This is a genomic window from Bariatricus sp. SGI.154, from assembly GCF_050313795.1.
Lineage (GTDB): Bacteria > Bacillota > Clostridia > Lachnospirales > Lachnospiraceae > CAMBRQ01.
Map to the genome: position 1 here is coordinate 67,918 of NZ_JBNPMC010000002.1, position 26,518 is coordinate 94,435.

Consider the following 26,518-nt stretch of genomic DNA (forward strand, 5'->3'; position numbering starts at 1 on the left):
TAATTGATGTCGAGCGGTGTCGAGGTGTTTTCCTTGGCATCGCTTGTGTTATTACATTTGTATTAAAAAGAAAAGGAAATATGTCAATGGGAGAGAAACTAAAGAAATTATTTGCTTACTATAATCCATACAAACCTCTATTCTACAGTGATATGTTCTTCGCTATCCTGGGTGCAGCCGTAACGCTGGTCATCCCCCTGATCGTAAGATATATCACGAATGAAGTTGTATATTTTGCCCCGGAGGATGCCGGAAGATCAATTCTGGTTCTGGGCATTCTTATGATTGCTCTTGTATTGTTAGAGATCTTCTGCAATTTCTACATAGCATATTTTGGACATATCATGGGAGCGAAGATGGAGGCGGATATGCGTAAAGATATCTTCGGACATTACCAGAAGTTAACCTTTGCTTTTTATGATAATCAGAAAGTAGGTCATCTTCTGTCAAGAATTACCAGTGACTTGTTTGATATCAGCGAACTGTTGCATCACGGACCAGAAGATCTGGTCATATCCATTATTAAGATCATAGGTTCATTTATCATCCTGCTAATGGTGAATGTAAAACTTGCGCTTGTGGCATTCGCATTCATCCCGGTTATGGCACTTTTTGCATTCTACTATAATGGCAAGATGAAACTGGCATTCAAGAGAAACCGGGAGAAGATTGCGGATATTAACAGTCAGATAGAGGACAGTCTGTCTGGTATCCGTGTTGTCAAATCATTTGCCAATGAAAACGAAGAGATGAAGAAGTTCAAGGCGGGAAATGATAATTTTGTAGCTGCGAAGAAAGTCAGTTATAAATATATGGGAATCTATAATTCTGGTCTGGGCGCCATGAGTACATTAATCACGGTGGTGGTGTTGTTGGCAGGTGTAAGCATGATGCTGGCTGGAACAGTAGAATTGACTGATTTAATTACGTTTCTTCTATATATTAATAACTTTACCGATCCGGTTAAGAAACTGGTTAGCTTTACAGAACAGTTCCAGAATGGCTATTCCGGATTCGAGAGATTCCTTGAGATATTATCCATTGCGCCGGATATTGCGGACAAGCCGGATGCGGCGTCTGTGGATCAGGTAAAGGGAGAGATTGAGTTCCGGGATGTATGCTTCCAATATGAAGATCAGACAGAGAAGGTGCTGAACCATATTAATCTGAAAGTGAATGCGGGCGATTATATGGCGCTGGTTGGACCGTCAGGGGTTGGGAAGACTACGCTGTGCAGTCTGATCCCCAGATTCTATGAGGTATCATCTGGTTCTATTACGATAGATGGATTGGATATCCGAGACATGAAATTGGATGATCTGCGCAATAATATAGGTATCGTGCAGCAGGATGTATACCTTTTCGCGGGTACGATTATGGATAATATCCGTTATGGAAGACCGGATGCTACCGATGAAGATGTCATCCGTGCGGCGAAGAATGCCAATGCCCATGACTTTATTATGAGTTTCCCGGAGGGATATCATACGGATATCGGACAGCGGGGAGTGAAATTATCCGGAGGTCAGAAGCAGAGACTGTCGATTGCCAGAGTATTTCTTAAGAATCCGCCGATCCTGATTTTCGATGAAGCAACATCTGCGCTGGATAATGAGAGTGAGCAGGTGGTTCAGAAGTCACTGGAAGGCCTGGCAAAAGAGAGGACTACATTCGTTATCGCACACCGGCTTACGACGATTCAGAATGCGCAGAAGATCTTGGTTCTGACAGAAGAAGGAATTGCGGAAGAAGGAACGCATGAGGAATTATTACAGAAGAAGGGAATCTACGAGTCGCTTTATCATAGGAACTTCGGACATGCATAGAGATGATGCGTGCTGTATATACAAAAGAGACAGCAATGTAGGTATAAGTCACAGGGGAATCTGCAAAGGGGAGAAAATCAGAATATAATGATTGTGAATTAGATAAATGTATGGAGAAAATAAGGGGGAGAATAGGCATGAATCCGAGAAAAAGAATGATGGCTTCCATGCTCATCATAATGGTGGTCTGCATGATGTGCGTTACTTCCGTTCTTGCGGAAGAGGTGCAGACGGAGGAAACTCAAGGAAAGAAAAAAGTAAAGATATTATTTACGCATGATATGCATTCCCACATGGATGCGTATAAGGCGGTAAAGAAGAAGTCTGATTCGTCTGACAAAGAGAAGAGGACAGTTATGATAGGCGGTTTTGGGAAACTAAAAACGCTGATTGATGAGAAGAAAGCAGAGAATCCTGCGACGTTTTTGTTTGATGGCGGTGATTTTTCTATGGGTACGCTGTATCAGACCATCTATGAGACGGAAGCAGCAGAACTGACAATGCTGGGACGCCTGGGGTATGATGCTGTGACATTTGGGAATCACGAGTTCGATTATCGCAGTGACGGTGTAAGCAATATGCTCCATGCTGTAATAGAGAATGCAAAAGAAGATGCGTCGTTTAAACTGCCAGCTTTTGTCAGTGCGAATATTGACTGGGATAAGAATACTTCTGAAGATAATAAGAAAATTCGGGATGCGCTCGAAGACTATGGAAGTACGCCATATGTGGTCGTGGAGCATGGCGGAGTGCGAATCGGAGTGTATGGCGTTCTGGGCGAGGACGCAGATGCTTGTGCGCCGGAAAGTGGATTGACGTTTGAAGACATTGTGGATACTTCTAAAGAAGTAGTGGAAAAGTTAGAGAAAGAGCAAGTGGATATGATCGTCTGCCTTTCCCACAGTGGAACGAATGAAGATGTAGAACATTCGGAGGATGAACTCCTGGCAAAAGAGGTGCCAGAGATAGATGTAATTGTAAGTGGCCACACCCATACCACATTAGATGAAGCAATTCAGTATGGGGATACGTATATTGTGTCGGCAGGTTCTTGTTGTAAGAATCTGGGCGAACTGAACCTGACACAGAAGGATGACGGGTGCTGGGAACTGGATGAGTATACTTTGAATCATCTGGATGAGGATGTGCCAGAGGATGAGGCGGTTCTTGCAGAATTAGAGAGATATAAGAAACTGGTGGATGAAGAATATCTGTCTGAATTCGGCTATACTTTTGATCAGGTTCTGGCAGAAAATGGTGTGGAGTTCACGCAGAAAGATGATTTTGCAGAAGAACTCGAGGAAGATCCATTGGGAAGCATTATCGCAGATTCTTATGTATATGCAGTGCAGCAGGCAGAAGGAGACGATTATGAAAAAGTGGATGTCACAATCTCGCCATCAGGTGCCATCCGTGATACTTTCCAGAAAGGAACGCTTACGGTGTCGGATGCATTTAACGTAAGTTCTCTTGGAATCGGTGCTGACCGTATTCCTGGATATCCTTTAGTAAGTGTATATCTGACCGGAAGGGAACTGAAGACGGCAGCAGAGATTGACGTCTCTGTCTCACCGATGATGACAGCAGCCCAACTCTATCCAAGTGGGCTTCGCTGGACGTATAACCCGAACCGGATGATCCTGAATCGGGTAACACAGGTGGAACTTGTTCAGAATGTGCCATATGTACAGGAGAAACAGACAGAAGAGATCCGGGACGACCAGATGTACCGTGTGGTTGCAGGACTCTATTCGGCACAGATGCTGGGTGCAGTTGAGGATAAATCAATGGGGCTTTTAAAGATTACGCCGAAGGATAAAGAGGGCAATGAGATTACGGATTTTGAACAATACATTATTCATGATCAGAATGGGGCGGAACTAAAAGAATGGTATGCGCTTGCTTCCTATTTGGAATCATTCAATCAGAATGAGGAGGGAATCTCTCAGATCCCTTCTTATTACGGAGAAAAGGAAGGAAGAAAACTGGAAGATGACAGTAAGAATCTGGGTAATCTGGTGAAGCATCCGAATAGATTCGCATTTATGATCTACGGTGTGATCCTGATGATAATCCTTATTGTGGTGTTTCTTATAAGATTTATCACAAAAAGAGGAAAAAAGAAGAAAAATATGCTATACTAGGAAACGTCCAATTATAAGTAGAGAAAAAAGCGCAATAAAAAGAAGGGAAATTATGGAAGAAATACAATTTAAAAGAGCAGAATTAGAAGATAAAGAGACTATATCCCATTATTTTAAACATCATACCAGTAGAAGCTGTGAGAGGACATTTGCTAATGTATATCTGTGGTCCAGACAGTATCCGGTGAAATGGGCAATCGTAGAGGATGCTTTGGTGTTCAAAAGTGAGGATGAGACTCATCTGGCATTTGCTTATCCGGCAGGAGAGAAAGAGAGCGTGAAGCGGGCGCTGGAAGTTCTGATGGAATATAGTAAAGTGCGGGGGGTTCCGTTTAGGATGTATAATGTGACTCCGGATAATTTCGCGCAGTTAGAGGAATGGTATCCGGGAAGATTCCAGATTGAATATGACAGGGACAGCGCAGACTATGTATATGAATCTGAGAAACTTGCAACCCTGTCAGGCAAGAAACTCCACGGTAAGAGGAATCATATTAATAAGTTCAAGTCAATGTATGAGGGCAGATGGTCTTATGAAAGCGTAACGAAAGATAATGTGGAAGAGTGTTTCCAGATGGCGCTTAAGTGGAGGAATGAGAATGGCTGTGAGGATGATCCGGAGAAACGAGGAGAGATCTGTGTAACGATGAATTCTTTAAGGCTGTTTGAAGAATTGGAATTAACAGGCGGAATTCTTCGGATTGACGGCGAGGTAGTAGCATTTACATTGGGTGAGCCGATCTGTTCGGATACTTTCGTTGTCCATATCGAGAAGGCATATGCAGATATACAAGGTGCGTATCCAATGATCAACCAGCAGTTTGTAGAGCATGAATGCCAGAATTACCAGTATGTGAACAGAGAAGAAGATACTGGTGCTGAAGGCTTAAGAAAGGCAAAATTATCCTATCGCCCCGTTTTCATGGTAGAAAAGGGAGATGTATCAGAGATTAAAAATAGATGATAGATAAACGAACAGAATAAAAAGGAGAAGGAGAGAAGAAAATGATAGCAGAAAAGATGAAAAATATGGTAGCAAATAGTTCAGCAATCCGTGCGATGTTCGAAGAGGGCAACCGTCTTGCAAGCATCTATGGTCCTGAGAATGTATTCGACTTCAGCCTTGGCAATCCGAATGTTCCGGCACCGGAGGCAGTAAAGAAGGCAATCCTGGAATTATTAGATGAGAGTGACCCGGTAGTGCTTCACGGTTATACCAATAGCAACTCTGGTTATGCTGATGTCAGAGAAGCAGTTGCGAATTCTCTGAATGAGCGTTTTGGAACCAAGTTCGAGGGAAAGAACATTGTAATGACGGTTGGTGCGGCAGGTGGACTGAATGTGATCCTGAAGACCTTGATCAATCCGGGAGATGAAGTTATTGCGTTTGCGCCGTATTTTGGCGAGTATCGTTCTTATACGAATAACTATGACGGTGTCCTGGTTGAAATCTCTCCGAACACAGTGGATTTCCAGCCGAAATTAGATGAATTCGAGCAGAAGATTACTCCGAAGACAAAAGCAGTTATCGTGAATACACCGAACAATCCGACTGGTGTTGTATATTCCGAAGAGACTATTTTGAAACTGGCAGCGATTATGGAAGCAAAACAGAAGGAATATGGAACAGATATCTACCTGATCTCTGATGAGCCGTACCGTGAACTGGTATATGATGGAGTAGAGGTTCCTTATCTGACAAAATATTATGACAATACGATCGTAGGCTATTCTTACAGCAAGTCCCTGTCACTTCCGGGAGAGCGTATCGGATATCTGGTAATCCCGGATGAAGTGAAGGATAGTGCGGACGTACAGTCAGCAGCCAATGTTGCAACACGTATCTTGGGATTTGTAAACGCTCCGACTCTGCAGCAGAAAGTGGTTGCAAAGTGTCTGAATGAGAAGACGGATATCTCTTTCTATGACAGAAACAGAGAGACTTTATATAATGGATTGACGGAATGTGGATTCGAGTGCATTAAGCCGGAAGGCGCATTCTATCTCTTCGTAAAGTCTCCGATTGCAGACGAGAAAGAATTCTGTGCGGCAGCGAAAAAGTATAATATCTTAATTGTGCCGGGAAGTTCATTCGCTTGTCCGGGCTATGTAAGGCTTGCATACTGCGTATCTTATGAGACGATTGTGAATTCACTTCCGAAGTTCAAAGAACTTTCAAAGGAGTATTTCTAATATTTAATACATAGCATACAATGAAAATACTTCATGTAAAGATGTTTGGTTAATATTACGAAGAGGACAAGATCATGAAAGCATTTGAGAAAAATATTCGAAAAGTAGAACCCTATGTGCCGGGCGAACAGCCACAGCACAAAGTAATCAAATTAAACACCAATGAGAATCCTTATCCGCCAGCGCCTGGGGTTACCAGAGCGCTGGAAGAGATGGATACTGACCGGCTGCGTCTCTATCCGGACCCAACGGCAGGACCGCTGGTAGAGGAACTTGCAAGATTCTACCATGTGAATCCGGATCAGGTCTTTGTAGGCGTTGGTTCAGATGATGTGCTGTCCATGTGCTTTCTGACCTTCTTTAATTCCGAGAAGCCGATCTATTTCCCGGATATCACATATTCTTTTTATAAGGTATGGGCGGATCTCTATCGGATACCGTATGAATGTCAGAAACTGGATGAGAACTTCCGGATTGTGAAAGAAGATTATTATAAGGAGAATGGAGGAGTTATCTTCCCGAATCCTAATGCGCCGACAGCAATCTATGAAGAATTAGACGTAGTGGAGGATATTATTGCCCATAATCAGGATGTGATCGTGATTGTGGATGAGGCATATGTGGACTTCGCAGGTCGCTCTGTACTTGAGTTGATCGACAAGTATGAGAACCTGATTGTCGTACAGACCTTCTCTAAGGCTCGTTCGATGGCAGGAATGCGTATCGGCTATGCAATTAGTAATCCGATGCTGATTAAGTATCTGAATGACGCAAAATATTCCTTTAATTCTTATACGATGAATCAGACTTCGCTGATTTGTGGTGTAGAGGCTGTAAAGGATAGAGCATATTTTGAGGCAGCAGTCCATAAGATTATTGAGACGAGAGAATGGGCGAAGGGAGAACTTGCAAAACTTGGATTCCACTATCTGGATTCCAGTGCGAATTTTATCTTTGCTATGCACCCCAAGTATGATGCCAAAGAATTATTCGAGGCATTGAAAGCGAATAACATCTATGTCCGTTACTGGGGAAGCGAAAGAATCGAGCAGTATATGCGGATTACCATCGGGACAAGAGAAGAGATGGAAGCACTGTTCGATTTCCTGAGAAAGTATATGAACCGGTAAGATTCGGATGTAGTTTGCATGATAAGACGCTTTTATGTGAATATCAAAAAGTATAAATAAAAAGGAGAATTCTATGACAGAAACTTTAGTGCAGGGTATCATTGATGCCCTGGGTGGAAGTGTTGGAAAGGAAGCAATTGTATTTATCATATCCATGATCCCAATTCTGGAATTAAGAGGCGCCCTGCTGGTTGCGGGTCCGCTGCTTGGAGTTCCGGTGTCGACAGCGATTCCGCTTTGTATTATTGGAAATATTATTCCGGTGCCATTCATTTTACTTTTGATTACACCAATCTTTAATTGGATGAAAGGGACGAAGCATCTGAAACCGATGGTGGATAAGTTAGAAGCGAAGGCAATGAGCAAGAGTGACCAGATCGAGAAATATGAGTTTTGGGGATTAGTACTCTTCGTAGGAATTCCGCTTCCGGGAACGGGAGCATGGACCGGTTCGCTGATTGCGGCATTGCTTGGAGTAAAGTTCAAGAAAGCCTTCCCGGCAGTGATACTGGGAATCTGCATGGCAACTGTGATTATGTGGTTTATCTCTTATGTACTTCTGGGCGGGGTGCATGTGCTGGGATAGAAATAAGAAATCAGATAAAGCGACTCCCCAGAGGCCTATAATAGCGAACAGCCTCTGGGGAGTCTTCTATACTATACAATAAACAAAGAGGATGACTAATTAATGATTTGCAAAAACGACATTCCCGCGCACAACAGCGAATCCATCTTTTTCCTTCTTATATCCATCTAACACATCTTTAGACCGTACAGCCTTCACAATAGAAGCAACCTGCACACCGATCACATACGCAATATATCCAAAAAACAACACAGCCGTTAATCCTAACAAACTACTCATAATCCATTCCTCCAAGAACTTTGTTAAAAAATTATCTATTACGCTTATTATTGTACTAGTATACCGGTCTCCCGTAAATAGACAAATTGACAAAAAAATAACAAATTATTTCCAGAAACTGTCCAAACTGCCCACTTGTCAAACACTCTCCTGAGCACATTAGTCGTAGTTAGCAATTAGTTCGCCGCAATGTTGCCCCGTTTGTGTGAGATATATTGCTGCTCAGAACTGCGTCCCCTGGTCAAAACGCAAAACGTAAACTGCAACATGATCCTGCGTCCCCCCTTTAAAAATCTTTTGTTATGTGGTAAAATATGTAGAAATATTGAGATTAAGATAAGGAGTTAGAAGTATGGAAAAATTATATGACGTTACTGCAATGGGCGAAATGTTAATCGACTTTACACTGAATGGACAGAGCGACCAGGGCAACAACCTGTTCGAAGCATGCCCGGGAGGCGCACCATGTAATGTACTTGCAATGCTGAACAAACTTGGAAGAAAGACTGCATTCATCGGCAAGGTAGGAGAAGACCAGTTCGGACGCCTGTTAAAAGGCACGATTGAAGAGTTGGGAATCGAAGCCAAAGGTCTGATCCTGGACAAGGATATTCATACAACCCTTGCTTTCGTACATACATTCCCGGATGGAGACAGAGAGTTTTCATTCTACCGTAAGCCGGGAGCGGATATGATGTTATCTGAAGCAGAGGTTGATTTGGATCTGATCCGTCAGTCTAAAGTATTCCATTTTGGAACTCTGTCTATGACCGACGAACCGGTAAGAACGGCAACGAAGAAGGCACTTGAAGTGGCAAAAGAAGCAGGATGCCTGATTACATTTGATCCAAACTTACGTCCGCCACTCTGGGAGTCTCTTGACGAGGCGAAGAAGCAGATGGAATATGGTTTCCAGTACTGTGATGTTCTGAAGATCTCCGACAATGAGATTCAGTTTGTATCCGGAATGGAAGATTATGATGACGGTATCCACTATCTTCAGGAGAAATACAACATTCCGTTGATTTTCCTGACCATGGGTAAGGATGGAAGCCGTGCATATTATAAAGACCTGCGAGTAGAGCGTAAAGGATTCAAGGTAAAAGCCATTGAGACAACAGGTGCCGGAGATACATTCTGTGGATGCTCCATTCACGGAGTACTGACACATGGCTTAGAGAACCTCACAGAGGAGATTCTGGGGGATATCCTGACATATGCCAATGCAGGTGCAGCATTGATCACCATGAAGAAAGGTGCAATCCGCTCTATGCCGGATCCGGAGAATATTACGAAATTATTAGAGGAATAATAAGACTATGAGATTACGCAGAATGCTGGCCATATGGGCAGCGAAGATCACAGAAAAGGTCAGTGTCCATATATTTCACCGTCAGGGAGTTACATGGGCAGGTAAAATTGCATTAAAGATCTGCCCATCTATATTGAAGGAACTTGCAGGACAGGTGAAGAATGATATATTCATTGTATGCGGAACCAATGGGAAGACCACCACGAATAATATGCTCTGTGCAGCAATTGAAGCAGAGGGCTATAAAGTAATTTGTAACCATACAGGGTCGAATATGCTGAACGGAGTAGTGGCAGCATTCGCTCTGGGAGCCGGACTCGGTGGGAACCTGAAAGCAGACTATGCCTGCATTGAGATTGATGAGGCGTCTACCAGAAGGGTATTTCCACATTTTAAACCGGATTATATGGTGCTTACGAATCTGTTTCGGGATCAGTTGGACCGGTATGGTGAGATTGATATCACCATGAATATCCTGAAGGAAGTGATGCAGTCGGCTCCTGCTATGAAGGTTATCGTGAATGGGGACGACGCATTGTCAGCATATCTGGCTATGGACAGTGGTAATCCATATGTAACTTATGGAATCAGTGAAAAAGTACTGGATGATAAAGATTCCCACGAGATACGAGAGGGAAGATTCTGTAAATGCTGCGGCGCTCCTCTTCACTATAATTTCTATCATTATAGCCAGTTGGGAGATTATGCATGTACCGGATGTGATTTTAAGCGACCTGAGATTCTGTTTGATGGTTCCGAGATTGAAGTTGGCGATCAGCTGGCATTTACGGTAGAGGGAAGAAGGATTCGGGCGAATTATAAAGGGTTCTATAATATCTATAACATTCTGGCGGCGTATACGGCTGTTAGAAGTGGCGGGATTCCAGTAGAACATTTTAACGATATGCTTGCGAAGTTCAACCCTGAGAATGGGCGTATGGAGCAGTTCTGCATTAAGGATACGAAGATTGTGCTGAATCTTGCCAAGAATCCGGCGGGATTCAATCAGAATATCTCTGCGGTCATGCAGGACGAGACGTTGAAGGATATTATCATTGTGATCAATGACAATGCGCAGGATGGTACGGATGTCTCCTGGCTGTGGGATGTGGATTTCGACCGGTTTAAAGAGGCGAATGTAGGCTCTATTACGGTCAGTGGAATCCGGTGTCATGATATGGGGCTTCGTATGAAATATGTGGACATCCCTTCCATGCTGGAGGCTGATGTGGAGAAAGCAATCTGTGAGCGTGTGGAGAATGGATGTGGCAATCTCTATGTACTTGTGAACTATACGGCTCTGTTCAGTACCAGGAATGTATTAAAGAGATTGGAGGAGAATCGGTAATGGAAACTACGGATATGAAGATTACGATTGGCCACCTCTATCCCGATCTTCTGAATCTGTACGGCGATCGCGGCAATATTGCGTGCATGATGCAGCGCTGCATCTGGCGCGGTATTGCGGCAGATACGATTGAATTCAATACTGGAGATGAGATTGATTTCTCCAAGTTGGATATTGTACTATTAGGCGGTGGTTCAGACCGGGAGCAGGCAATTGTATGCCGCAATCTCCTGGAGATACAAGAGCAGTTTAAAGAATATGTAGAAAATAATGGCGTAGTGATCGCGGTCTGCGGAGGATACCAGCTTCTGGGTAAATACTATAAGACAGATGCCGGCATGATCGAAGGCTTGAGTCTGGTAGATATCTATACAGAGCAGGAAGAAGGCAGACTGATTGATAATATCGTTCTAAAAAGTGATCTGGTAGATATGCCAGTGGTAGGCTTCGAGAATCACGGAGGAAGGACTTATCTGAATGGCAATCAGCCTTTTGGCAAGGTATTGTATGGTTCAGGCAACGATGGTAAGAGCGGATATGAAGGTGTGGTCTATAAGAATGTGATCGGAACCTATCTGCACGGACCTCTCCTTCCGAAGAATCCACAAGTGTGTGATTATCTGATTCAGAAAGCGCTGGAGAGAAAATACGGTCCGGTTCAGTTAGGTCCCTTAGATGACCGCCAGGAAAATGCGGCAAATGAATATATTTATCGAAGATTTGTAAAAGAATAAAGAAATAGAACAGGCAGTCGTTACCGATGTGCCTGTTCTTTATCGCCTAATTCCAGAAGATGCGCAATTCTCAGCAGATCTTTCTGCGAGTCAGGTGCAAGGTGCATATAGATTGATGCAAGACGCTTCAGGTCAGAAGGGGTCTTGGAATCGCAAGGCTCAATCGTGATATCAAAAGTAGGATCGCCGCTAAGAAGGTAATCTACGCTTACATGGAACAGACGGGCGAGTGCCAATAATTTTTCATAGGAGGGCTGACGTTGTTTGGTCTCATAACCGGCAACGGTTGATCGGGAGACGTTTAGATATTGGGCGACGTCTTCCTGCGTCATTTTGTTTTTTTCGCGCAACTCTTTTAATCTCTCGGCAAACCCTAATTCCATAGCACTTATCCTCCTTAGTTAGTTTTGGTATATTTTACCAATTGTGGCGATTAAGAACATGAAAAGTGCTGATATTCAACTTGTAGTGGCACTTTGGAACAGTAAAAAAAGGGTAGAAAGGAAGTATGCAGATGAGACAGGATCGATTTAAGATGGAACGGGAAGGACTTGTAGAGGAAGGACAGGAAGTTGAGATCAGTGAAAGGAGTGCCGTTACGGGACAATATACTTATCTGGTGGAGCCGTCCATTGCGATGTCTGGTATCTACAGAACCAGCCAGAGAATCAAAGCGCGTAAGGGAATCATCCGAAAGATCGAAAAGACGGATAAGGGATTCTATCTGCTGGTGGAGACGGAAGAATAGTAAGTGTTAGCCGTTGACACCGAAGAGAAAAGCACCTATAATTTAAGACGAAGCATAAAATAAAAGCGAGAGGAACTGGATAGATGATAATTGCGAAGAATGATGAAGTGAAAAGAAGTAAGATCTGGAGGATTGTTACAACTGTTTCATCTGTCCTGATTATAATCATAGCGATATATCTTTTGACGAAGTTATTTATGACGAATCCATTGGAAGGTAACTGGACGGATGAGGACGGGAATCTGAGTATTTCGATCGGCCGTAATGGTACGGCGACGGTAACGCTTCCGGAGGTGGGAGAAGCAGCAGAGGTTGCTGTTCCTATGAATTATACTCTGGATAGGGATGCCAAGACGATCACGATTACAGCGAAAGATACGGATTTTCAGAGCATGGCAGAGGAGTCGGACGGACAGTATACGGAAGGGGCGCTTAAGAATGCTCTTGATTCTGTGATCACGACATTCGATTATAGTGTGGATCAGGAACAGTTGACGCTTACGGAACGTGAATATGGCGAACAGATGATATTAATAAAAGAGTAATAAAGAACACCCCTCTATCGAAGCAAGGTGACGGATAGAGGGGATTTTTATCTTGGAAATGATATTCAATGTGCATGAAGAGAGGAGAGGTAAAACGATGTGGAGAGATGAGACGAAGAAGATTCAGATAGGTAATGTATGGATCGGAGGAGGAAACCCGGTTGCGATTCAGTCTATGACTAACACGAAGACAGAAGATGTTGATGCAACAGTGGCACAGATACTGGAACTTGAGAAAGCGGGATGTGAGATTATAAGATGTGCAGTTCCGACCATGGAGGCTGCCTTGGCTTTGGCAAAGATCAAAGAGAGGATTCATATTCCGTTGGTGGCAGATATTCATTTTGACTACCGGCTGGCGATTGCGGCGATTGAGAACGGGGCAGATAAGATCCGGATCAATCCGGGAAATATCGGAGATGAGAGCCGCGTACAAGCAGTGGTGGATAAAGCGAAAGAATATCAGGTGCCGATCCGGGTGGGAGTGAACAGCGGATCTTTAGAGAAGCCTCTGGTAGAGCGATATGGCGGCGTGACAGCAGAAGGGTTAGTGGAGAGCGCTTTGGATAAGGTACACATGATCGAACGGATGGGCTATGATAATCTGGTGGTAAGTATTAAGTCTTCGGATGTTATGATGTGTGTAAGAGCGCATGAATTAATCGCTAAGGAATGTCCATATCCGTTACATGTGGGTATTACGGAGTCAGGTACATTGCTGGCAGGGAATATCAAGTCATCAATCGGGTTGGGCTTAATCTTGAATCAGGGAATTGGTGATACGATCCGCGTGTCACTGACTGGCGAACCGGTAGAAGAGATCAAATCTGCCAAATTAATTCTTAAGACACTGGGGTTAAGAAAAGGCGGAATTGAAGTAGTATCCTGCCCGACTTGTGGAAGAACGAAGATCGATCTGATCGGGCTTGCGAATCAGGTAGAGCAGATGGTGGCAGATATTCCGTTGGATATCAAGGTTGCAGTCATGGGATGTGTTGTAAATGGTCCCGGAGAAGCCAAGGAAGCAGATATCGGTATCGCAGGTGGTATCGGGGAGGGGCTTTTGATTAAAAAAGGCAAGATTGTTAAGAAAGTAAAAGAAGACCAGTTATTAGAGACATTGAGACAGGAGTTGTTACACTGGAATGAGTAAGCCATTCTTTGAAGTATTTCCGACATTAAAGGTGAATAGTGAGATAAAGATGCTGTTTGAAGACGTGGAAGTCAGCAAGGTCACGACGAATTCAGACAGGGACTTTATCAAAGTGCATCTGTACAGCAGGCATCTGATTCAGAAAAAAGATGTATACGAGGTTGAAAGAATGCTCAAAGAGCAGTTATTCGGACGCAGCCGTATCCAGATAGAGGTAAAAGAGCAGTATGATCTGTCGGAACAGTACACGCCTGAGAATCTGATGAATGAGTATTTTGACAGTTTTCTTCTGGAACTGAATCAGAGAAGCGTAGTGGAGCGCAGTATGCTTCAAGGTTCTAGTTATGAATTCGAAGAAGGGAATATCCTATGCCTGAAGTTAAAAGATTCCATTGTTGCACAGGGCAAGAAGGAGGCGCTCTCTACATATCTTACGGATGTGTTCGACAAGAGATTCGGTCGTCAGATAGAAGTGCGGGTACTATATGAGAAGCCGAAGGAAAGTAAGTTAATGTATAACGACGTAAGATTGCAGCAGGAAGTAGATGCCATATTAGAGCAGGTGGAAGCCGCCCGGGAAGAGAAGGCACTGAAGAAGAAAATGCAGGAGGAAAAAGAAGACTCCGGCAAGAAATCATCTGATCAGACTCCGGCAAAAGTTTCAGAGAAGGCTGCGAAGACTTCGGCGAATGAGAAGACCAGCAAGAAGTCTAATTTTGGCAATGGCAAAAAGGATCGATTCTCCTATACGAAACGCAGTTCTGATGATCCGAATCTGATATATGGACGTGACTTTGAGGGAGAGACGATTGAACTGAAAACGGTTGTAGGAGAGATGGGAGAGATCATCATCCGTGGGAAGATTATTAGCTTTGATACCCGCGAGATTCGTAATGAGAAGACGATCGTTATGTTTGCCGTAACGGATTTTACAGATACGATTATGGTGAAGATGTTCGTAAGGAACGAACAATTACCCGATATTCTGGCAGATATAAAACCGGGGGCATTCTTAAGAATCAAGGGAGTTACGGCAATCGATAAGTTCGACAGGGAACTGACGATAGCGTCCGTTGTGGGAATTAAGAAGATCAGTGATTTTACGGAATCGAGGAAAGATACCTATCCGGAGAAGCGGGTGGAACTGCATTGCCATACCAAGATGAGTGATATGGACGGTGTCAGCGAGGTCAAAGATCTGTTAAAACGTGCTCATTCATGGGGACATAAGGCACTTGCGATTACCGATCATGGAGTCGTGCAGGCGTTCCCGGATGCGAATCATTTTATGGAGACGCTTGATAAGGATGATCCATTCAAAGTAATCTATGGTGTGGAAGGATATCTGGTGGATGATCTGACAGATGTAGCTGTTAACGAGAAGGGACAGACACTGGATGATACTTACGTCGTATTCGACCTTGAGACGACCGGATTCAGTCCGGTGAAGGATAAGATTATCGAGATCGGGGCGGTAAAGGTAGAGCGGGGCAAGATTACGGAGAAGTTCAGCACTTTTGTGAATCCGAAGATACCGATTCCGTTCCAGATTACCCAGTTGACCAGTATTACCGATCAGATGGTCATCAATGCACCGGATATTGAGACAGTCCTGCCGCAGTTTCTGGAGTTCATAGGAGATGCAGTTTTGGTTGCGCATAATGCGTCTTTTGACGTAAGTTTTATTGAGCAGAATTGCAGATATCAGGATATCGTGCCGGATTTCACATCTGTGGATACCGTAGCGATGGCAAGGATATTATTGCCTACTTTATCAAAGTTTAAATTGAACGTTGTAGCGAATGCCTTGCATATATCTTTGGAAAATCATCACAGAGCGGTAGATGATGCGGGAGCAACTGCGGAGATCTTCGTGAAGTTTGTAGAAATGTTAAAAGACAGGAATATTAACAATCTGACAAAACTGAACCGATTTGGCTCGAATAATGCCAATATGGTTCGCAAACTGCCATCTTACCATGTGATCATCCTTGCACGTAATGAAGTGGGAAGAGTGAACCTCTATACATTGATCTCCAAATCTCATCTGGAGTATTTCGGGCGTCAGCCGAGGATTCCGAAGAGTGAATTGTCCAAGTACCGGGAGGGACTGATTGTAGGAAGCGCCTGTGAAGCAGGCGAATTATATCAGGCGATCCTGAATGACAAATCAGAGGAACGAATTGCCAAGATCGTGAATTTCTATGACTATCTGGAGATACAGCCGCTTGGGAATAATCGGTTTATGATAGCCAGCGACCGGATTAGCAAGGTAAATGATGAGGAAGACTTAAAGAATATTAACCGGAAGATTATAGAATTAGGCGAGCGGTTCAATAAACCGGTGGTTGGAACCTGTGATGTACATTTTATGGATCCGGATGATGAAGTGTACCGCAGGATCATCATGGCAGGGAAAGGCTTCTCAGACGCAGATGAGCAGGCACCGCTGTATCTGCGTACGACAGAAGAGATGCTGGAGGAATTCGAGTATCTTGGTTCTGCCAAAGCAAAAGAGATCGTCATAGATAATCCGAACAAGATCGCAGATATGGTGGAGCGAATCACGCCTGTACGTCCGGACAAATGTCCGCCGGTAATCCCTGATTCGGATAAGACGCTTCGTGAAATCTGCTATCAGAAGGCGCACTCCATGTATGGAAAGGATCTGCCGCCGGTTGTTACAGAACGATTGGAGCGAGAATTGAACTCGATCATATCCAATGGTTTTGCCGTAATGTATATTATTGCACAGAAACTGGTGTGGAAATCTAACGAGGACGGATATCTGGTTGGATCTCGTGGTTCTGTCGGCTCATCATTCGTAGCGACGATGGCAGGTATCACAGAGGTCAATCCCTTAAGTCCGCATTATTACTGTAAGAAATGTCATTACAGCGATTTTGACTCCGATGAGGTGAGAGCATTTGCCGGAGGCTGCGGATGGGATATGCCGGATAAGTTGTGTCCGGTTTGTGGGGAGAAACTGGTAAAAGACGGATTCGACATCCCATTCGAGACATTCCTGGGATTCAAAGGAAATAAGGAGCCGGATATTGACCTTAATTTCTCCGGAGACTATCAGAGTAATGCTCATAAGTATACGGAAGTTATCTTTGGCGCAGGGCAGACTTATCGTGCAGGAACCATTGGAACGCTGGCGGATAAGACTGCATTTGGGTATGTGAAGAATTATTTTGAAGAGCGTGGTCAAGGCAAACGAAAATGCGAGATTGACAGGATCGTTCTCGGGTGTACCGGAATCCGCAGAAGTACCGGTCAGCATCCGGGGGGAATCATCGTACTTCCTCTTGGTGAGGAGATTAACTCTTTTACTCCGGTACAGCATCCGGCGAATGATATGACGACAGATATTGTGACGACACATTTTGATTACCACTCCATTGATCATAACCTTTTGAAACTTGATATTCTGGGTCATGATGATCCGACGATGATCAAGACGCTGGAAGAATATATCAGTTCCCCGGCGATGGAGAATGAATATAATGAAACGGATAACAAATTCGTTGCCACTAAGATTCCGCTGGATGATAAAGGAGTCATATCCCTGTTTCATGATACCTCTGCGCTTGGCATTAAGCCTGATGATATCGGTGGCTGCCCGGTAGGATGTCTGGGAATCCCGGAATTCGGAACAGATTTCGTTATTCAGATGGTTGTGGATACGAAGCCTCAGACCCTGTCTGACTTGATCCGTATCTCTGGTCTGTCCCATGGTACGGATGTATGGCTGAACAATGCCCAGGAGTTGATCCGAAGCGGCAAAGCAACCATCTCAACTGCAATCTGTACCCGTGATGATATCATGACATATCTTATTAACAAGGGAATGGACAGTGAGGAATCCTTTACCATTATGGAGCGTGTGCGTAAAGGAACGGTAGCAAAAGGGAAATGCAAAGAGTGGCCGGAATTTAAAAAAGATATGGCGGAGCATGACGTGCCGGATTGGTATATCTGGTCCTGCGAAAAGATTAAGTACATGTTTCCGAAAGCCCATGCGGCGGCATATGTTATGATGGCATACCGGATCGCATACTGTAAGATTAATTATCCTCTGGCATATTACGGGGCTTATTTTGGAATTCGTGCGGATGCATTCTCCTATGAGATCATGTGTCAGGGAAAAGAAAAATTACAGTATTATATTGACGACTATACGAAACGGTCAGATTCTCTGAGTAAAAAAGAGCAGGATACCATGAAGGATATGAGAATCGTGCAGGAGATGTATGCAAGAGGCTTCGAGTTCGAGCCGATGGATATCTATAAGGCGAAGGCGACCAAATTCCTGATTATAGATGGGAAACTTATGCCGCCATTCAGCAGTATTGACGGAATGGGTGAGAAGGCGGCTGAAGCGGTAGAAGAAGCGTCCAAAGATGGACCATACCTGTCTCTTGATGACTTTAGACAGAGGACGAAGGCGAGTAAGACGGTGATTGATTATATGGCGGAACTGGGCATTCTGGCAGGACTTCCGGAGTCGAACCAGTTGTCGCTGTTTGATTTTGCTATGTAAAGAAATGAGGCGAGGAGATATGTGGCTTTTCTATACAATAGGTTCATCCTTCTTCGCTGGAATTACGGCAATTCTGGTGAAGATAGGTGTTGAAAATACGGATTCACACCTTCTGACAGCACTGCGTACGATCGTGGTGCTGATCTTTTCATGGATTATGGCTTTTATTGTGGGTTCTCAGGATACACTATGGGAAGTATCGCCAAGGACGCTTTTGTTTCTGGGTATCTCCGGGGTGACAACTGGGGCATCCTGGATCTGTTATTTTCATGCATTGCAGATCGGGGATGTGAATAAAGTTGTCCCGATTGATAAGTCCAGCATCATCTTGACGATTCTTCTGGGAGTCATATTCCTTGGAGAGCCAATGGATTTTCAGAAGGCGATATGCGTGATGCTGATTGCTGCGGGTACATTTCTGATGATTGAAAAAAAGAAGAATGAAAATGAGAAAAAGAAGGATGAGAATGGGGAAAAGGCGCAGGATCAGAAAGCGGAAGAGCGCATGCGGGAAGAAGAGTACATGCAGGAAGAGTACATGCAGGAAGAGTGCATGCAGAAAGAGAATGGCCAGCAGGATCACAACACAAAAACTGCGGTAATATATGCAATGTTATCAGCTGTTTTCGCGTCTTTAACGGCGATTTTAAGTAAGGTAGGGATTGTTGGAATTGAATCGAATCTGGGAACGGCAATCCGAACGATTGTCGTACTGTTCATGGCATGGCTGATCGTCCTGGTACAGGGAAAGCAGGAGCAGATCAGGGACATCAGCAGAAAAAACTGGATATTCATTATTCTGTCCGGAGTTGCAACCGGAATGTCCTGGCTCTGTTATTACAGGGCCTTGCAGGATGGACCAGTTAGTGTGATCCAACCGATTGATAAATTAAGTATCCTGGTATCTGTTATATTTGCATATATTGTACTAGGAGAGAGACTGACCAGAAAGTCAGTGGCGGGGCTTGTGATGATTGTGGCAGGTACGCTGGGAATGGTAATTCTGTAGGGAGGAAATGTAGCATGAAGATAAAAAGTCAGTACAAAGGAATCTTATATATTGTACTTTCAGCGTTTTGTTTTGCGCTTATGAATATGTTTGTCCATATGTCAGGGGATCTGCCGTCGATACAAAAAAGTTTCTTTCGAAATTTTGTGGCGGCGATATTCGCATGTATTATACTATTGAAAGAACGAGTACCATTCCGTTGTAAGAAAAAGAATCTGCCTTATATGCTTATGCGTGCTATATTTGGAACATTAGGGATTCTGTGTAATTTCTATGCGGTAGATCATCTGGTGCTTGCGGATGCATCGATGTTGAATAAGATGTCTCCGTTCTTTGCGGTGATATTCAGTATGCTGATCTTGAAGGAGCGGGTTACGGTTCCACAGGCATTGATTGTGGTAGCGGCTTTCTTAGGAAGTCTGTTCGTGGTGAAGCCTACGGTTTCGAATATGGATCTGGTTCCCTCATTGATTGGGCTTCTGGGAGGAATCGCTGCAGGTGCCGCATATACAATGGTAAGGAAATTAGGCGAAGGCGGAGAGAAAGGACCATTTATCGTATTCTTTTTCTCGACATTCTCCTGCGTGGTGACGCTCCCTTGGCTTCTGTTCGACTATCATCCGATGACCATACAGCAGACAGGAATCCTCTTGCTTGCAGGACTTTCGGCAGCGGGTGGGCAGTTCGCAATTACGGCGGCTTATTGCTATGCACCGGCAAGGGAAATCTCCGTGTATGATTATTCGCAGATTATCTTCTCGGCAGTTCTTGGATTCCTTGTATTTGGTCAGATTCCGGATGGATGGAGTTGGCTGGGGTATGGGATTATCTGTGCAATGGCAGTAGTGATGTTCTTCTACAATAAGAACCGTGTGGGGAAGGAGGGAACGGAATGAAACAGTCGCAGATTACGTACTGGTGTCATGAGATTATCAGATCACAGGCGGTAAAAGAAGGGTTCTATATCGACGCAACTATGGGAAATGGCAATGATACGCTGATGCTCTGTGATCTTGCAGGAGCAGGCGGTAAGGTTCTTGCCTTTGATATTCAGGAAGAAGCAATTACACGGACGAAAGAACTGTTAGATCAACATGGGATGCTGGATTATGCCGAATTAATATTGGATGGACATGAGCATATGGATCGATATGCCGAATTACAATCTGCGGATGTTATCTGTTTTAATTTTGGATATCTTCCAGGCGGAGACCATCAGATTGCAACCAGTGCATCCACTAGTGTAGAGGCGATCAAGAAAGGGCTTGGGATATTGAAATCCGGAGGGATGATGAGTCTGTGTATATACAGCGGAGGGGATACAGGGTTCAAAGAGAAAGAGAGAATCCTGGAATTCATAAAAGAACTTTCGCCGCAGGAGTATACGGTGATTGTGAACGAGTATTATAACCGGGGGAATTGTCCGCCGGTGCCGGTGTTTATATTCAAGAGGTGAATTTAATGTAGAAAATGGAGTGGAGGGAAGTGTACGGTGCAAGGGCAGGGAAGTTGTGTGCTGCAACCGGATCATTTCGCCAAGACCTCGTAACAGAAAAAGATACCGTCAGTTCTAACCGGGCATATTCGCCGTAAGCCCTTGATGGTCTTACGGCGAATATGCCCGGTTAGAACTGACGGTATCTTTTCCTGCAACGAGGTCTAAGGCTCATGATACGGCTATAGCACACAACTTCCCTGCCCTTGCATCTGACATCTCCGTGTACTCAAGATTTTCTCCATTGTGGGGATTCCGGTGGGAGTGGATGTGTGGAGCGGTATTGGAGGGGATACCGGGGCGATACATGGAGAAATATTGGGTGGAAGATGAAAGAGTGGGCGTGTGAAAAGAACAGGAAGGGGGAGGAGGCAGCCATCTTTTACATACCCCATGTGTTCCGGAAACTCCTGTTTACTTCATGAAACACATATTGCTTTACCAATATAATTCCACATATCTCAGTTCAATCCTTGGTTAATACCACTCCACGCACTCCCTATCTGTTACTCATTCAACACCGCTCCACGCGCATCCTTCGCCAGGAATCCTCTCGGCGGAGAAAACTCTGAGATTCCGGGAATGTCAGGCGAAGCAGAAGCGGATGGCTGGCTCTGAGGCCGTTAAGTAAGTTTTACAAGGCGTTAGCGGGCGAATCCCCGTAAATTGGCATGAGCCTTTGACTTCACGTCAAAGGCGAAAGAGTACTCTGACTGCGAAATCATCAAGATTTCGGAGTGAGTGTACTCGGTTGCCAATCTACGGGGATTCGCCCGCTTACACCTTGTTAACGAAACGTCCCGGTTTCAGAGCCAGCCATCCGCTTCTGCTTTGCCGTACACTTTCGGAAATCTACTTTTCTACATTAAATTCCCCCTACCGAGCCATCCGATATATCGCCTCAATATCCTCCCTGTTCAACGCCCGTACCTTCCCAATCGTACGCGTATTCTGAAAACTGCATTTATCTGCAAGTTCCATAATCTGTTCCTCCGTAGGATCTATCCCCAATTCCCGAAGATTGGTAGGCATATCTACGCTGCGGTAATAATCTTCCATGGCTTCAATTCCAGCCAGTGCCATTTTTTCCTGATCTTCGGCATGAGGAATTGCAAGGACATTCTCGGCTAACTTGGCGAATCTGTCTACACGGTCCTTATATACATAGCGAGCCCAGCTGCCCCATACAGCGGCAAGTCCTGCTCCATGTGCAACGTCAAACATTCCGCCTAATTCATGTTCTAACTGGTGAGAAGCCCAGTCTCCGCCATCGGTTCCGCATCCGGTCAATCCATTGTGTGAGAGGCTTCCGGCCCACATAACTTCGGCGCGTGCTTCGTAGTTCGTAGGATTATTTTTTAAGATTCGGGCATTCTTCATGACTGTTCTAAGCAGTGCCTCGCTGATGCCATCGGTCATCTCCATATTCGTGCTGTGGTTTAGGTAACGTTCCATCGTATGCATCATAATATCCACACATCCACTCTGCGTCTGATAATCCGGCAGCGTATATGTAAGTTCTGGGTTCATGATGGCGAATTTGCAGCGGGAATAGTTGCTGCTGTATCCACGTTTGATCCATCCATCTTCATTGGTGATTACAGAAGAATCGCTCATCTCACTTCCGGCAGCAGCAATCGTAAGGATGGCACCGATCGGGAGACATGCCGTGGCAGTACGTTTCTTGGCATAGAAGTCCCATACATCGCCCTCGTTCGTAAGACCATAGCCGATAGCTTTGGAAGAATCAATGACACTTCCACCTCCGACAGCCAGGATGAAATCCACTCCTTCACGTCTGCATAGTTCGATTCCTTCGCGGACTTTAGAGAGGCGGGGATTCGGCACAACGCCTCCAAGAGAGACGTAGCAGATATTTTCCGCTTCAAGAGAAGCATATACACGGTCTAAGAGACCGCTTCGTATTACACTGCCGCTTCCGTAATGTACAAGAACCTTCTTACGGTTCTGTTCTTTGATTAATGCTCCGACTTCATTTTCCGTGCCTTTTCCGAATACAACTCTGGTAGGTGTATAGTAGTTAAAATTAAGCATAAGTAGACCTCCTTGTTTCAAGATTATATCTCAATATATCTCCATAATACGGTAATATCTTCACTTTTTCAACTCGAATATCCGCAGGAGGACAGACATGTATGTTTCATATTGTTTTATGGAGTAGGGACTGATGGAACAAAGATTAATATTAAAGTAATTGATAATTCCATGAAGCATGGATTAATGTTATAATGAAATATATTTTTATAAGATATGAATGATAGATGGATGAATATACATCGTATTCATTTCACAGAAAGGAGGAAGAAAAGGTGAGAAGAACAGATCGTGAAGTAACAGATATGGAAGAGATTAAAAAAGTTTTGGATACTTGTAAAGTGTGCAGACTTGGTATGTCTGAGAATGGCAAGATATACATAGTACCGATGAATCTGGGATATGTCTTTGAAGACGGGAAACTGGTGTTATATTTCCATGGAGCCAAGACGGGAAGAAAGATTGAGATGATTGGGCAGAATCCAGAGGTTGGTTTTGAGATGGATTGCGGACACGGATTGGTAGAGGGAAGAACAGTATGCCAGTACAGTTACTACTATGCAAGCATTATTGGTAATGGGAATGCGAAGATTGTGACGGATCCGAAGGAGAAATCACAGGCGCTGTCTGTGATCATGAAGCATCAGACTGGAAGGGAATTCCAGGAATTTGAGATGAATCCAAAACTGGAACAGGCGGTTACAATCATCCGGGTAGATGTGGAAGAGTATTCCTGCAAATGCCATGCACAAAATAAATGATAAAAGTGAATCTCCTTTTTTGGTGAATTTGTTGGTAAATTAATGCTTTAACTTGTGAAAGTATTATGGTATACTATGTTAAAATGGGCTTTGGGAAATTAGCCTGTTTTTTTGCTAAAACATTGGAATATACGAGATAGATGTACGAAAGGATGGACTATAGAATGTCAGAGACGAAGAAAGTTATTATGCTTGGCAATGAAGCCATCGCCAGAGGGGCATATGAGGCAGGAGTGAAGGTATCTGCCGCATATCCTGGCACGCCAAGTACTGAGATTAGCGAATATTTGGTTCAATATAAGGATGACCTTTATTGCGAGTGGTCACCGAATGAGAAGGTTGCAACAGAGGTTGCGATAGGCGCTTCTATCATTGGAACACGTGCAATGTGCTGTATGAAGCATGTAGGATTCAACGTAGCAGCAGATCCGGCTTATTCCATGTCTTACATAGGTGTGAATGGAGGACTTGTAATTGTAGTGGCTGATGATCCGGGACTGTATAGTTCACAGAATGAGCAGGATACCCGAATGGTTGCACGTGCAGCACAGCTTCCGGTGCTGGAACCTTCCGACAGTTCAGAAGCAAAGGAATTCATGAAGATGGCATTCGACTTAAGTGAGCGGTTCGACCGCCCATTTGTATTCCGCACAACCACACGACTTGCACATTCCCAGGGACTGGTAGAATTAGGCGAGCGTAAAGCGGTTGAGGATAAGCCTTACGAGAAGGATATTCGTAAGACGGTTATGATGCCTGGTAATGCAAAACTTCGTCACATAGAGATTGAAAAGCGTAATCAGGAACTGGCAGAAGCAGCGAATACGCTTCCGATAAACAGAGTTGAGATGAATGATACGAAGATCGGTGTAATTACCAGCGGTATTCCGTATCAGTATGTGAAGGAAGTACTTCCGGAGGCATCCGTATTAAAATTAGGTATGGTCAATCCACTTCCAAGAAAATTGATTGAAGATTTTGCTTCCAAAGTAGAGACACTTTATATTATAGAAGAATTAGATCCTGTCATTGAGGAGCAGGTAAAATCCTGGGGAGTGAAAACTATCGGGAAAGAGATATTCACAGTTCAGGGAGAGTACAGTGCGAATATGATTCGGACAGCGATCCTTGGAGAAGACTTGAAGATCGGTACTCCGGCACAGGTTCCGGTAAGACCTCCGATTCTATGTCCAGGATGTCCACACAGAAGTGTTTATCATGTGTTGAGCAAATTAAAACTGCATGTTGCAGGTGATATTGGCTGCTATACATTAGGAGCAGTTGCGCCGCTTAGTGTGGTTGATACAACCGTCTGTATGGGATCAAGCATCTCCAGCCTTCATGGTATGGAGAAAGCAAAAGGAAAAGAATATATTAAGAACTGGGTAGCTGCGATTGGGGATTCCACATTCTTACATACAGGTGTGAACTCCCTGATGAACATGGTGTATAATCATGGAACTGGAACGGTTATGATTCTGGATAACTCTACCACAGGTATGACAGGACATCAGGACCATGCTGCAACTGGTAAGACCTTGCAGGGAGATCCTACATATGCAATAGATATTCCGGCACTTTGCCGTGCAATGGGCGTTAAGAATGTAATTGAAGTGAATGCATTCGACCTCGAGACTTTGGAGAAAGTAGTAAAAGAAGAGGTAGCAAAAGACGAAGTATCTGTCATTATTACAAAGACACCTTGCGTATTGCTTAGCAAGGCGAAGAAGCCGCTGTACATAGCGCATGCTGATAAGTGTAAGAAATGTGGCATGTGTATGAAACCGGGATGTCCGGCTATGACGAAGAGACCGGACGAAACCATCTATATTGATGATACCATGTGTACCGGATGCGGACTTTGTGAAAAATTATGTAAGTTTGGCGCGATTGAATTAGTGAAGGAAGGTGACAGATAATGGCGGCAAAGAATATTATGATTGTTGGAGTCGGCGGACAGGGAACATTGCTGACCAGCAGAATCTTAGGTGGTCTTGCCATTGCAGGAGGATACGATGTAAAACTTTCCGAAGTACATGGCATGGCGCAGAGAGGCGGAAGCGTTGTAACATTCGTTCGCTATGGTGAGAATGTGGCAGAGCCGATCGTAGAAGAAGGGCAGGCGGATGTTCTGATTGCATTCGAGAGACTGGAAGCACTTAGATATGCACATTTCCTCAAAGAGGATGGTGCGCTGATCGTGAATGACTGGAGAATTGATCCAATGCCGGTAGTGATCGGTGCGACCGAGTATCCGGAGAATATTATCGAGACATTGAAGAAGGACCATAAAGTCTATACGGTAAATGCAACAGAAGAATCCAAGAAACTTGGCAATCCAAGAGTGTTTAATCTGATCGTTCTTGGAATTGCCGCACAGCATATGGATTTTACTAAGGAGCAGTGGTATGACGTGATTGAGAATACCGTTCCTCCGAAGACGATAGAGATTAATAAACAGGCATTTGATGTGGGATATCATCTGGTTTCAGAATAGATACCCCTGGCAGATCAATACGATAGGAGGTATTGTGTGTTATATGTACGTAGAACGATGGATTAGGGGCGCCTCATACTTTTGCAACCTTCGTCCCACCAACCAATAGCCAACAGGGGCGAAGGGTATGAACACAGGTTGGCATACTGTATACTCA

22 protein-coding genes are annotated in these 26,518 nt (G+C 44.2%); 19 read left to right on the forward strand and 3 right to left on the reverse strand.

All coding sequences use genetic code 11. The features are described 5' to 3' along the window. Positions 1–86: 86 nt before the first annotated feature. The 6 genes from ACQRBN_RS02260 to ACQRBN_RS02285 all read left to right on the forward strand — a co-directional run bounded on the left by ACQRBN_RS02260 (position 87) and on the right by ACQRBN_RS02285 (position 7,879). Positions 87–1,826: an ABC transporter ATP-binding protein gene (locus ACQRBN_RS02260; RefSeq protein WP_427737310.1), complete on the forward strand. Its 1,740-nt coding sequence runs from the start codon at positions 87–89 to the stop codon at positions 1,824–1,826. Between the two features lie 137 nt (positions 1,827–1,963). After that, a complete protein-coding gene (locus ACQRBN_RS02265; RefSeq protein ID WP_427737311.1) occupies positions 1,964–3,970 on the forward strand; it encodes a bifunctional metallophosphatase/5'-nucleotidase in 2,007 nt (668 codons plus the stop codon). Between the two features lie 52 nt (positions 3,971–4,022). Next, the gene (locus ACQRBN_RS02270; RefSeq protein WP_427737312.1) at positions 4,023–4,934 is read left to right on the forward strand and encodes a DUF2156 domain-containing protein; all 912 of its coding nucleotides are present in this window, start codon (positions 4,023–4,025) and stop codon (positions 4,932–4,934) included. A 41-nt stretch (positions 4,935–4,975) separates the two neighbouring features. After that, the gene (locus ACQRBN_RS02275) at positions 4,976–6,163 is read left to right on the forward strand and encodes a pyridoxal phosphate-dependent aminotransferase (RefSeq protein WP_427737313.1); all 1,188 of its coding nucleotides are present in this window, start codon (positions 4,976–4,978) and stop codon (positions 6,161–6,163) included. A gap of 74 nt (positions 6,164–6,237) precedes the next feature. After that, on the forward strand, positions 6,238–7,293 hold the full coding sequence (hisC, locus tag ACQRBN_RS02280; RefSeq protein WP_427737314.1) for a histidinol-phosphate transaminase: 1,056 nt from the start codon (positions 6,238–6,240) through the stop codon (positions 7,291–7,293). A gap of 73 nt (positions 7,294–7,366) precedes the next feature. After that, positions 7,367–7,879 (forward strand): COG2426 family protein, encoded by a 513-nt coding sequence (locus ACQRBN_RS02285; RefSeq protein WP_427737316.1) that lies wholly within the window; start codon positions 7,367–7,369, stop codon positions 7,877–7,879. A 99-nt stretch (positions 7,880–7,978) separates the two neighbouring features. On the opposite strand, the gene ACQRBN_RS02290 is transcribed toward ACQRBN_RS02285, so the two are convergent. Next, the gene (locus ACQRBN_RS02290; RefSeq protein ID WP_427737317.1) at positions 7,979–8,158 is read right to left on the reverse strand and encodes a hypothetical protein; all 180 of its coding nucleotides are present in this window, start codon (positions 8,156–8,158) and stop codon (positions 7,979–7,981) included. Positions 8,159–8,510: 352 nt separating this feature from the next. Between ACQRBN_RS02290 and ACQRBN_RS02295 the strand changes: the two genes are divergently transcribed. The 3 genes from ACQRBN_RS02295 to ACQRBN_RS02305 are packed head-to-tail and all read left to right on the forward strand — an operon-like array spanning position 8,511 to position 11,552. Further along, entirely contained in the window at positions 8,511–9,470 is a 960-nt protein-coding gene (locus ACQRBN_RS02295; RefSeq protein WP_427737318.1) for a PfkB family carbohydrate kinase, read from the forward strand. A 7-nt stretch (positions 9,471–9,477) separates the two neighbouring features. Next, complete coding sequence (locus ACQRBN_RS02300; RefSeq protein ID WP_427737319.1) at positions 9,478–10,818, forward strand: MurT ligase domain-containing protein; 1,341 nt, start codon at positions 9,478–9,480, stop codon at positions 10,816–10,818. A 14-nt stretch (positions 10,819–10,832) separates the two neighbouring features. After that, entirely contained in the window at positions 10,833–11,552 is a 720-nt protein-coding gene (locus ACQRBN_RS02305) for a type 1 glutamine amidotransferase (RefSeq protein WP_427737405.1), read from the forward strand. A gap of 20 nt (positions 11,553–11,572) precedes the next feature. Here ACQRBN_RS02305 and ACQRBN_RS02310 read toward each other — a convergent pair whose 3' ends face one another. Further along, complete coding sequence (locus ACQRBN_RS02310) at positions 11,573–11,935, reverse strand: helix-turn-helix domain-containing protein (RefSeq protein ID WP_427737320.1); 363 nt, start codon at positions 11,933–11,935, stop codon at positions 11,573–11,575. 131 nt (positions 11,936–12,066) lie between these two features. On the opposite strand from ACQRBN_RS02310, the gene ACQRBN_RS02315 reads away from it, so the two are divergent. From ACQRBN_RS02315 to ACQRBN_RS02345, 7 genes are all read left to right on the forward strand, one after another. Further along, entirely contained in the window at positions 12,067–12,300 is a 234-nt protein-coding gene (locus ACQRBN_RS02315) for a hypothetical protein (RefSeq protein WP_427737321.1), read from the forward strand. Positions 12,301–12,383: 83 nt separating this feature from the next. Then, positions 12,384–12,845, forward strand: a complete 462-nt coding sequence (locus ACQRBN_RS02320; protein ID WP_427737322.1) for a hypothetical protein — start codon at positions 12,384–12,386, stop codon at positions 12,843–12,845. Positions 12,846–12,942: 97 nt separating this feature from the next. Beyond that, complete coding sequence (gene ispG / locus ACQRBN_RS02325) at positions 12,943–13,998, forward strand: flavodoxin-dependent (E)-4-hydroxy-3-methylbut-2-enyl-diphosphate synthase (RefSeq protein ID WP_427737323.1); 1,056 nt, start codon at positions 12,943–12,945, stop codon at positions 13,996–13,998. Beyond that, entirely contained in the window at positions 13,991–18,544 is a 4,554-nt protein-coding gene (locus ACQRBN_RS02330; protein WP_427737324.1) for a PolC-type DNA polymerase III, read from the forward strand. Before ispG ends, ACQRBN_RS02330 begins: the two co-directional genes overlap by 8 nt. A gap of 19 nt (positions 18,545–18,563) precedes the next feature. Beyond that, on the forward strand, positions 18,564–19,553 hold the full coding sequence (locus ACQRBN_RS02335) for an EamA family transporter (RefSeq protein ID WP_427737325.1): 990 nt from the start codon (positions 18,564–18,566) through the stop codon (positions 19,551–19,553). Positions 19,554–19,567: 14 nt separating this feature from the next. Next, positions 19,568–20,449, forward strand: a complete 882-nt coding sequence (locus ACQRBN_RS02340; protein ID WP_427737326.1) for a DMT family transporter — start codon at positions 19,568–19,570, stop codon at positions 20,447–20,449. Next, positions 20,446–21,009, forward strand: coding sequence for a tRNA (mnm(5)s(2)U34)-methyltransferase (locus ACQRBN_RS02345; protein WP_427737327.1), 564 nt, complete (start codon positions 20,446–20,448; stop codon positions 21,007–21,009). Before ACQRBN_RS02340 ends, ACQRBN_RS02345 begins: the two co-directional genes overlap by 4 nt. A 915-nt stretch (positions 21,010–21,924) precedes the next feature. Here the strand turns inward: ACQRBN_RS02345 and ACQRBN_RS02350 are convergent. Next, entirely contained in the window at positions 21,925–23,103 is a 1,179-nt protein-coding gene (locus ACQRBN_RS02350) for an iron-containing alcohol dehydrogenase (protein ID WP_427737328.1), read from the reverse strand. 275 nt (positions 23,104–23,378) lie between these two features. Here ACQRBN_RS02350 and ACQRBN_RS02355 point away from each other — a divergent pair, with 275 nt between their 5' ends. From ACQRBN_RS02355 to ACQRBN_RS02365, 3 genes are all read left to right on the forward strand, one after another. After that, complete coding sequence (locus tag ACQRBN_RS02355; protein ID WP_427737329.1) at positions 23,379–23,864, forward strand: pyridoxamine 5'-phosphate oxidase family protein; 486 nt, start codon at positions 23,379–23,381, stop codon at positions 23,862–23,864. Between the two features lie 164 nt (positions 23,865–24,028). Next, complete coding sequence (gene iorA / locus ACQRBN_RS02360) at positions 24,029–25,783, forward strand: indolepyruvate ferredoxin oxidoreductase subunit alpha (RefSeq protein ID WP_427737331.1); 1,755 nt, start codon at positions 24,029–24,031, stop codon at positions 25,781–25,783. Beyond that, complete coding sequence (locus ACQRBN_RS02365; RefSeq protein ID WP_427737332.1) at positions 25,783–26,361, forward strand: indolepyruvate oxidoreductase subunit beta; 579 nt, start codon at positions 25,783–25,785, stop codon at positions 26,359–26,361. Before iorA ends, ACQRBN_RS02365 begins: the two co-directional genes overlap by 1 nt. Positions 26,362–26,518: the final 157 nt, after the last annotated feature.

Bases quoted from the DNA above. Each gene is read 5' to 3' on its own strand.
- ACQRBN_RS02260 (WP_427737310.1), top strand. From the start codon at position 87: ATGGGAGAGAAACTAAAGAAATTATTTGCTTACTATAATCCATACAAA.
- ACQRBN_RS02265 (WP_427737311.1), top strand. From the start codon at position 1,964: ATGAATCCGAGAAAAAGAATGATGGCTTCCATGCTCATCATAATGGTG.
- ACQRBN_RS02270 (WP_427737312.1), top strand. From the start codon at position 4,023: ATGGAAGAAATACAATTTAAAAGAGCAGAATTAGAAGATAAAGAGACT.
- ACQRBN_RS02275 (WP_427737313.1), top strand. From the start codon at position 4,976: ATGATAGCAGAAAAGATGAAAAATATGGTAGCAAATAGTTCAGCAATC.
- hisC (WP_427737314.1), top strand. From the start codon at position 6,238: ATGAAAGCATTTGAGAAAAATATTCGAAAAGTAGAACCCTATGTGCCG.
- ACQRBN_RS02285 (WP_427737316.1), top strand. From the start codon at position 7,367: ATGACAGAAACTTTAGTGCAGGGTATCATTGATGCCCTGGGTGGAAGT.
- ACQRBN_RS02290 (WP_427737317.1), bottom strand. From the start codon at position 8,158: ATGAGTAGTTTGTTAGGATTAACGGCTGTGTTGTTTTTTGGATATATT.
- ACQRBN_RS02295 (WP_427737318.1), top strand. From the start codon at position 8,511: ATGGAAAAATTATATGACGTTACTGCAATGGGCGAAATGTTAATCGAC.
- ACQRBN_RS02300 (WP_427737319.1), top strand. From the start codon at position 9,478: ATGAGATTACGCAGAATGCTGGCCATATGGGCAGCGAAGATCACAGAA.
- ACQRBN_RS02305 (WP_427737405.1), top strand. From the start codon at position 10,833: ATGAAGATTACGATTGGCCACCTCTATCCCGATCTTCTGAATCTGTAC.
- ACQRBN_RS02310 (WP_427737320.1), bottom strand. From the start codon at position 11,935: ATGGAATTAGGGTTTGCCGAGAGATTAAAAGAGTTGCGCGAAAAAAAC.
- ACQRBN_RS02315 (WP_427737321.1), top strand. From the start codon at position 12,067: ATGAGACAGGATCGATTTAAGATGGAACGGGAAGGACTTGTAGAGGAA.
- ACQRBN_RS02320 (WP_427737322.1), top strand. From the start codon at position 12,384: ATGATAATTGCGAAGAATGATGAAGTGAAAAGAAGTAAGATCTGGAGG.
- ispG (WP_427737323.1), top strand. From the start codon at position 12,943: ATGTGGAGAGATGAGACGAAGAAGATTCAGATAGGTAATGTATGGATC.
- ACQRBN_RS02330 (WP_427737324.1), top strand. From the start codon at position 13,991: ATGAGTAAGCCATTCTTTGAAGTATTTCCGACATTAAAGGTGAATAGT.
- ACQRBN_RS02335 (WP_427737325.1), top strand. From the start codon at position 18,564: ATGTGGCTTTTCTATACAATAGGTTCATCCTTCTTCGCTGGAATTACG.
- ACQRBN_RS02340 (WP_427737326.1), top strand. From the start codon at position 19,568: ATGAAGATAAAAAGTCAGTACAAAGGAATCTTATATATTGTACTTTCA.
- ACQRBN_RS02345 (WP_427737327.1), top strand. From the start codon at position 20,446: ATGAAACAGTCGCAGATTACGTACTGGTGTCATGAGATTATCAGATCA.
- ACQRBN_RS02350 (WP_427737328.1), bottom strand. From the start codon at position 23,103: ATGCTTAATTTTAACTACTATACACCTACCAGAGTTGTATTCGGAAAA.
- iorA (WP_427737331.1), top strand. From the start codon at position 24,029: ATGTCAGAGACGAAGAAAGTTATTATGCTTGGCAATGAAGCCATCGCC.
- ACQRBN_RS02365 (WP_427737332.1), top strand. From the start codon at position 25,783: ATGGCGGCAAAGAATATTATGATTGTTGGAGTCGGCGGACAGGGAACA.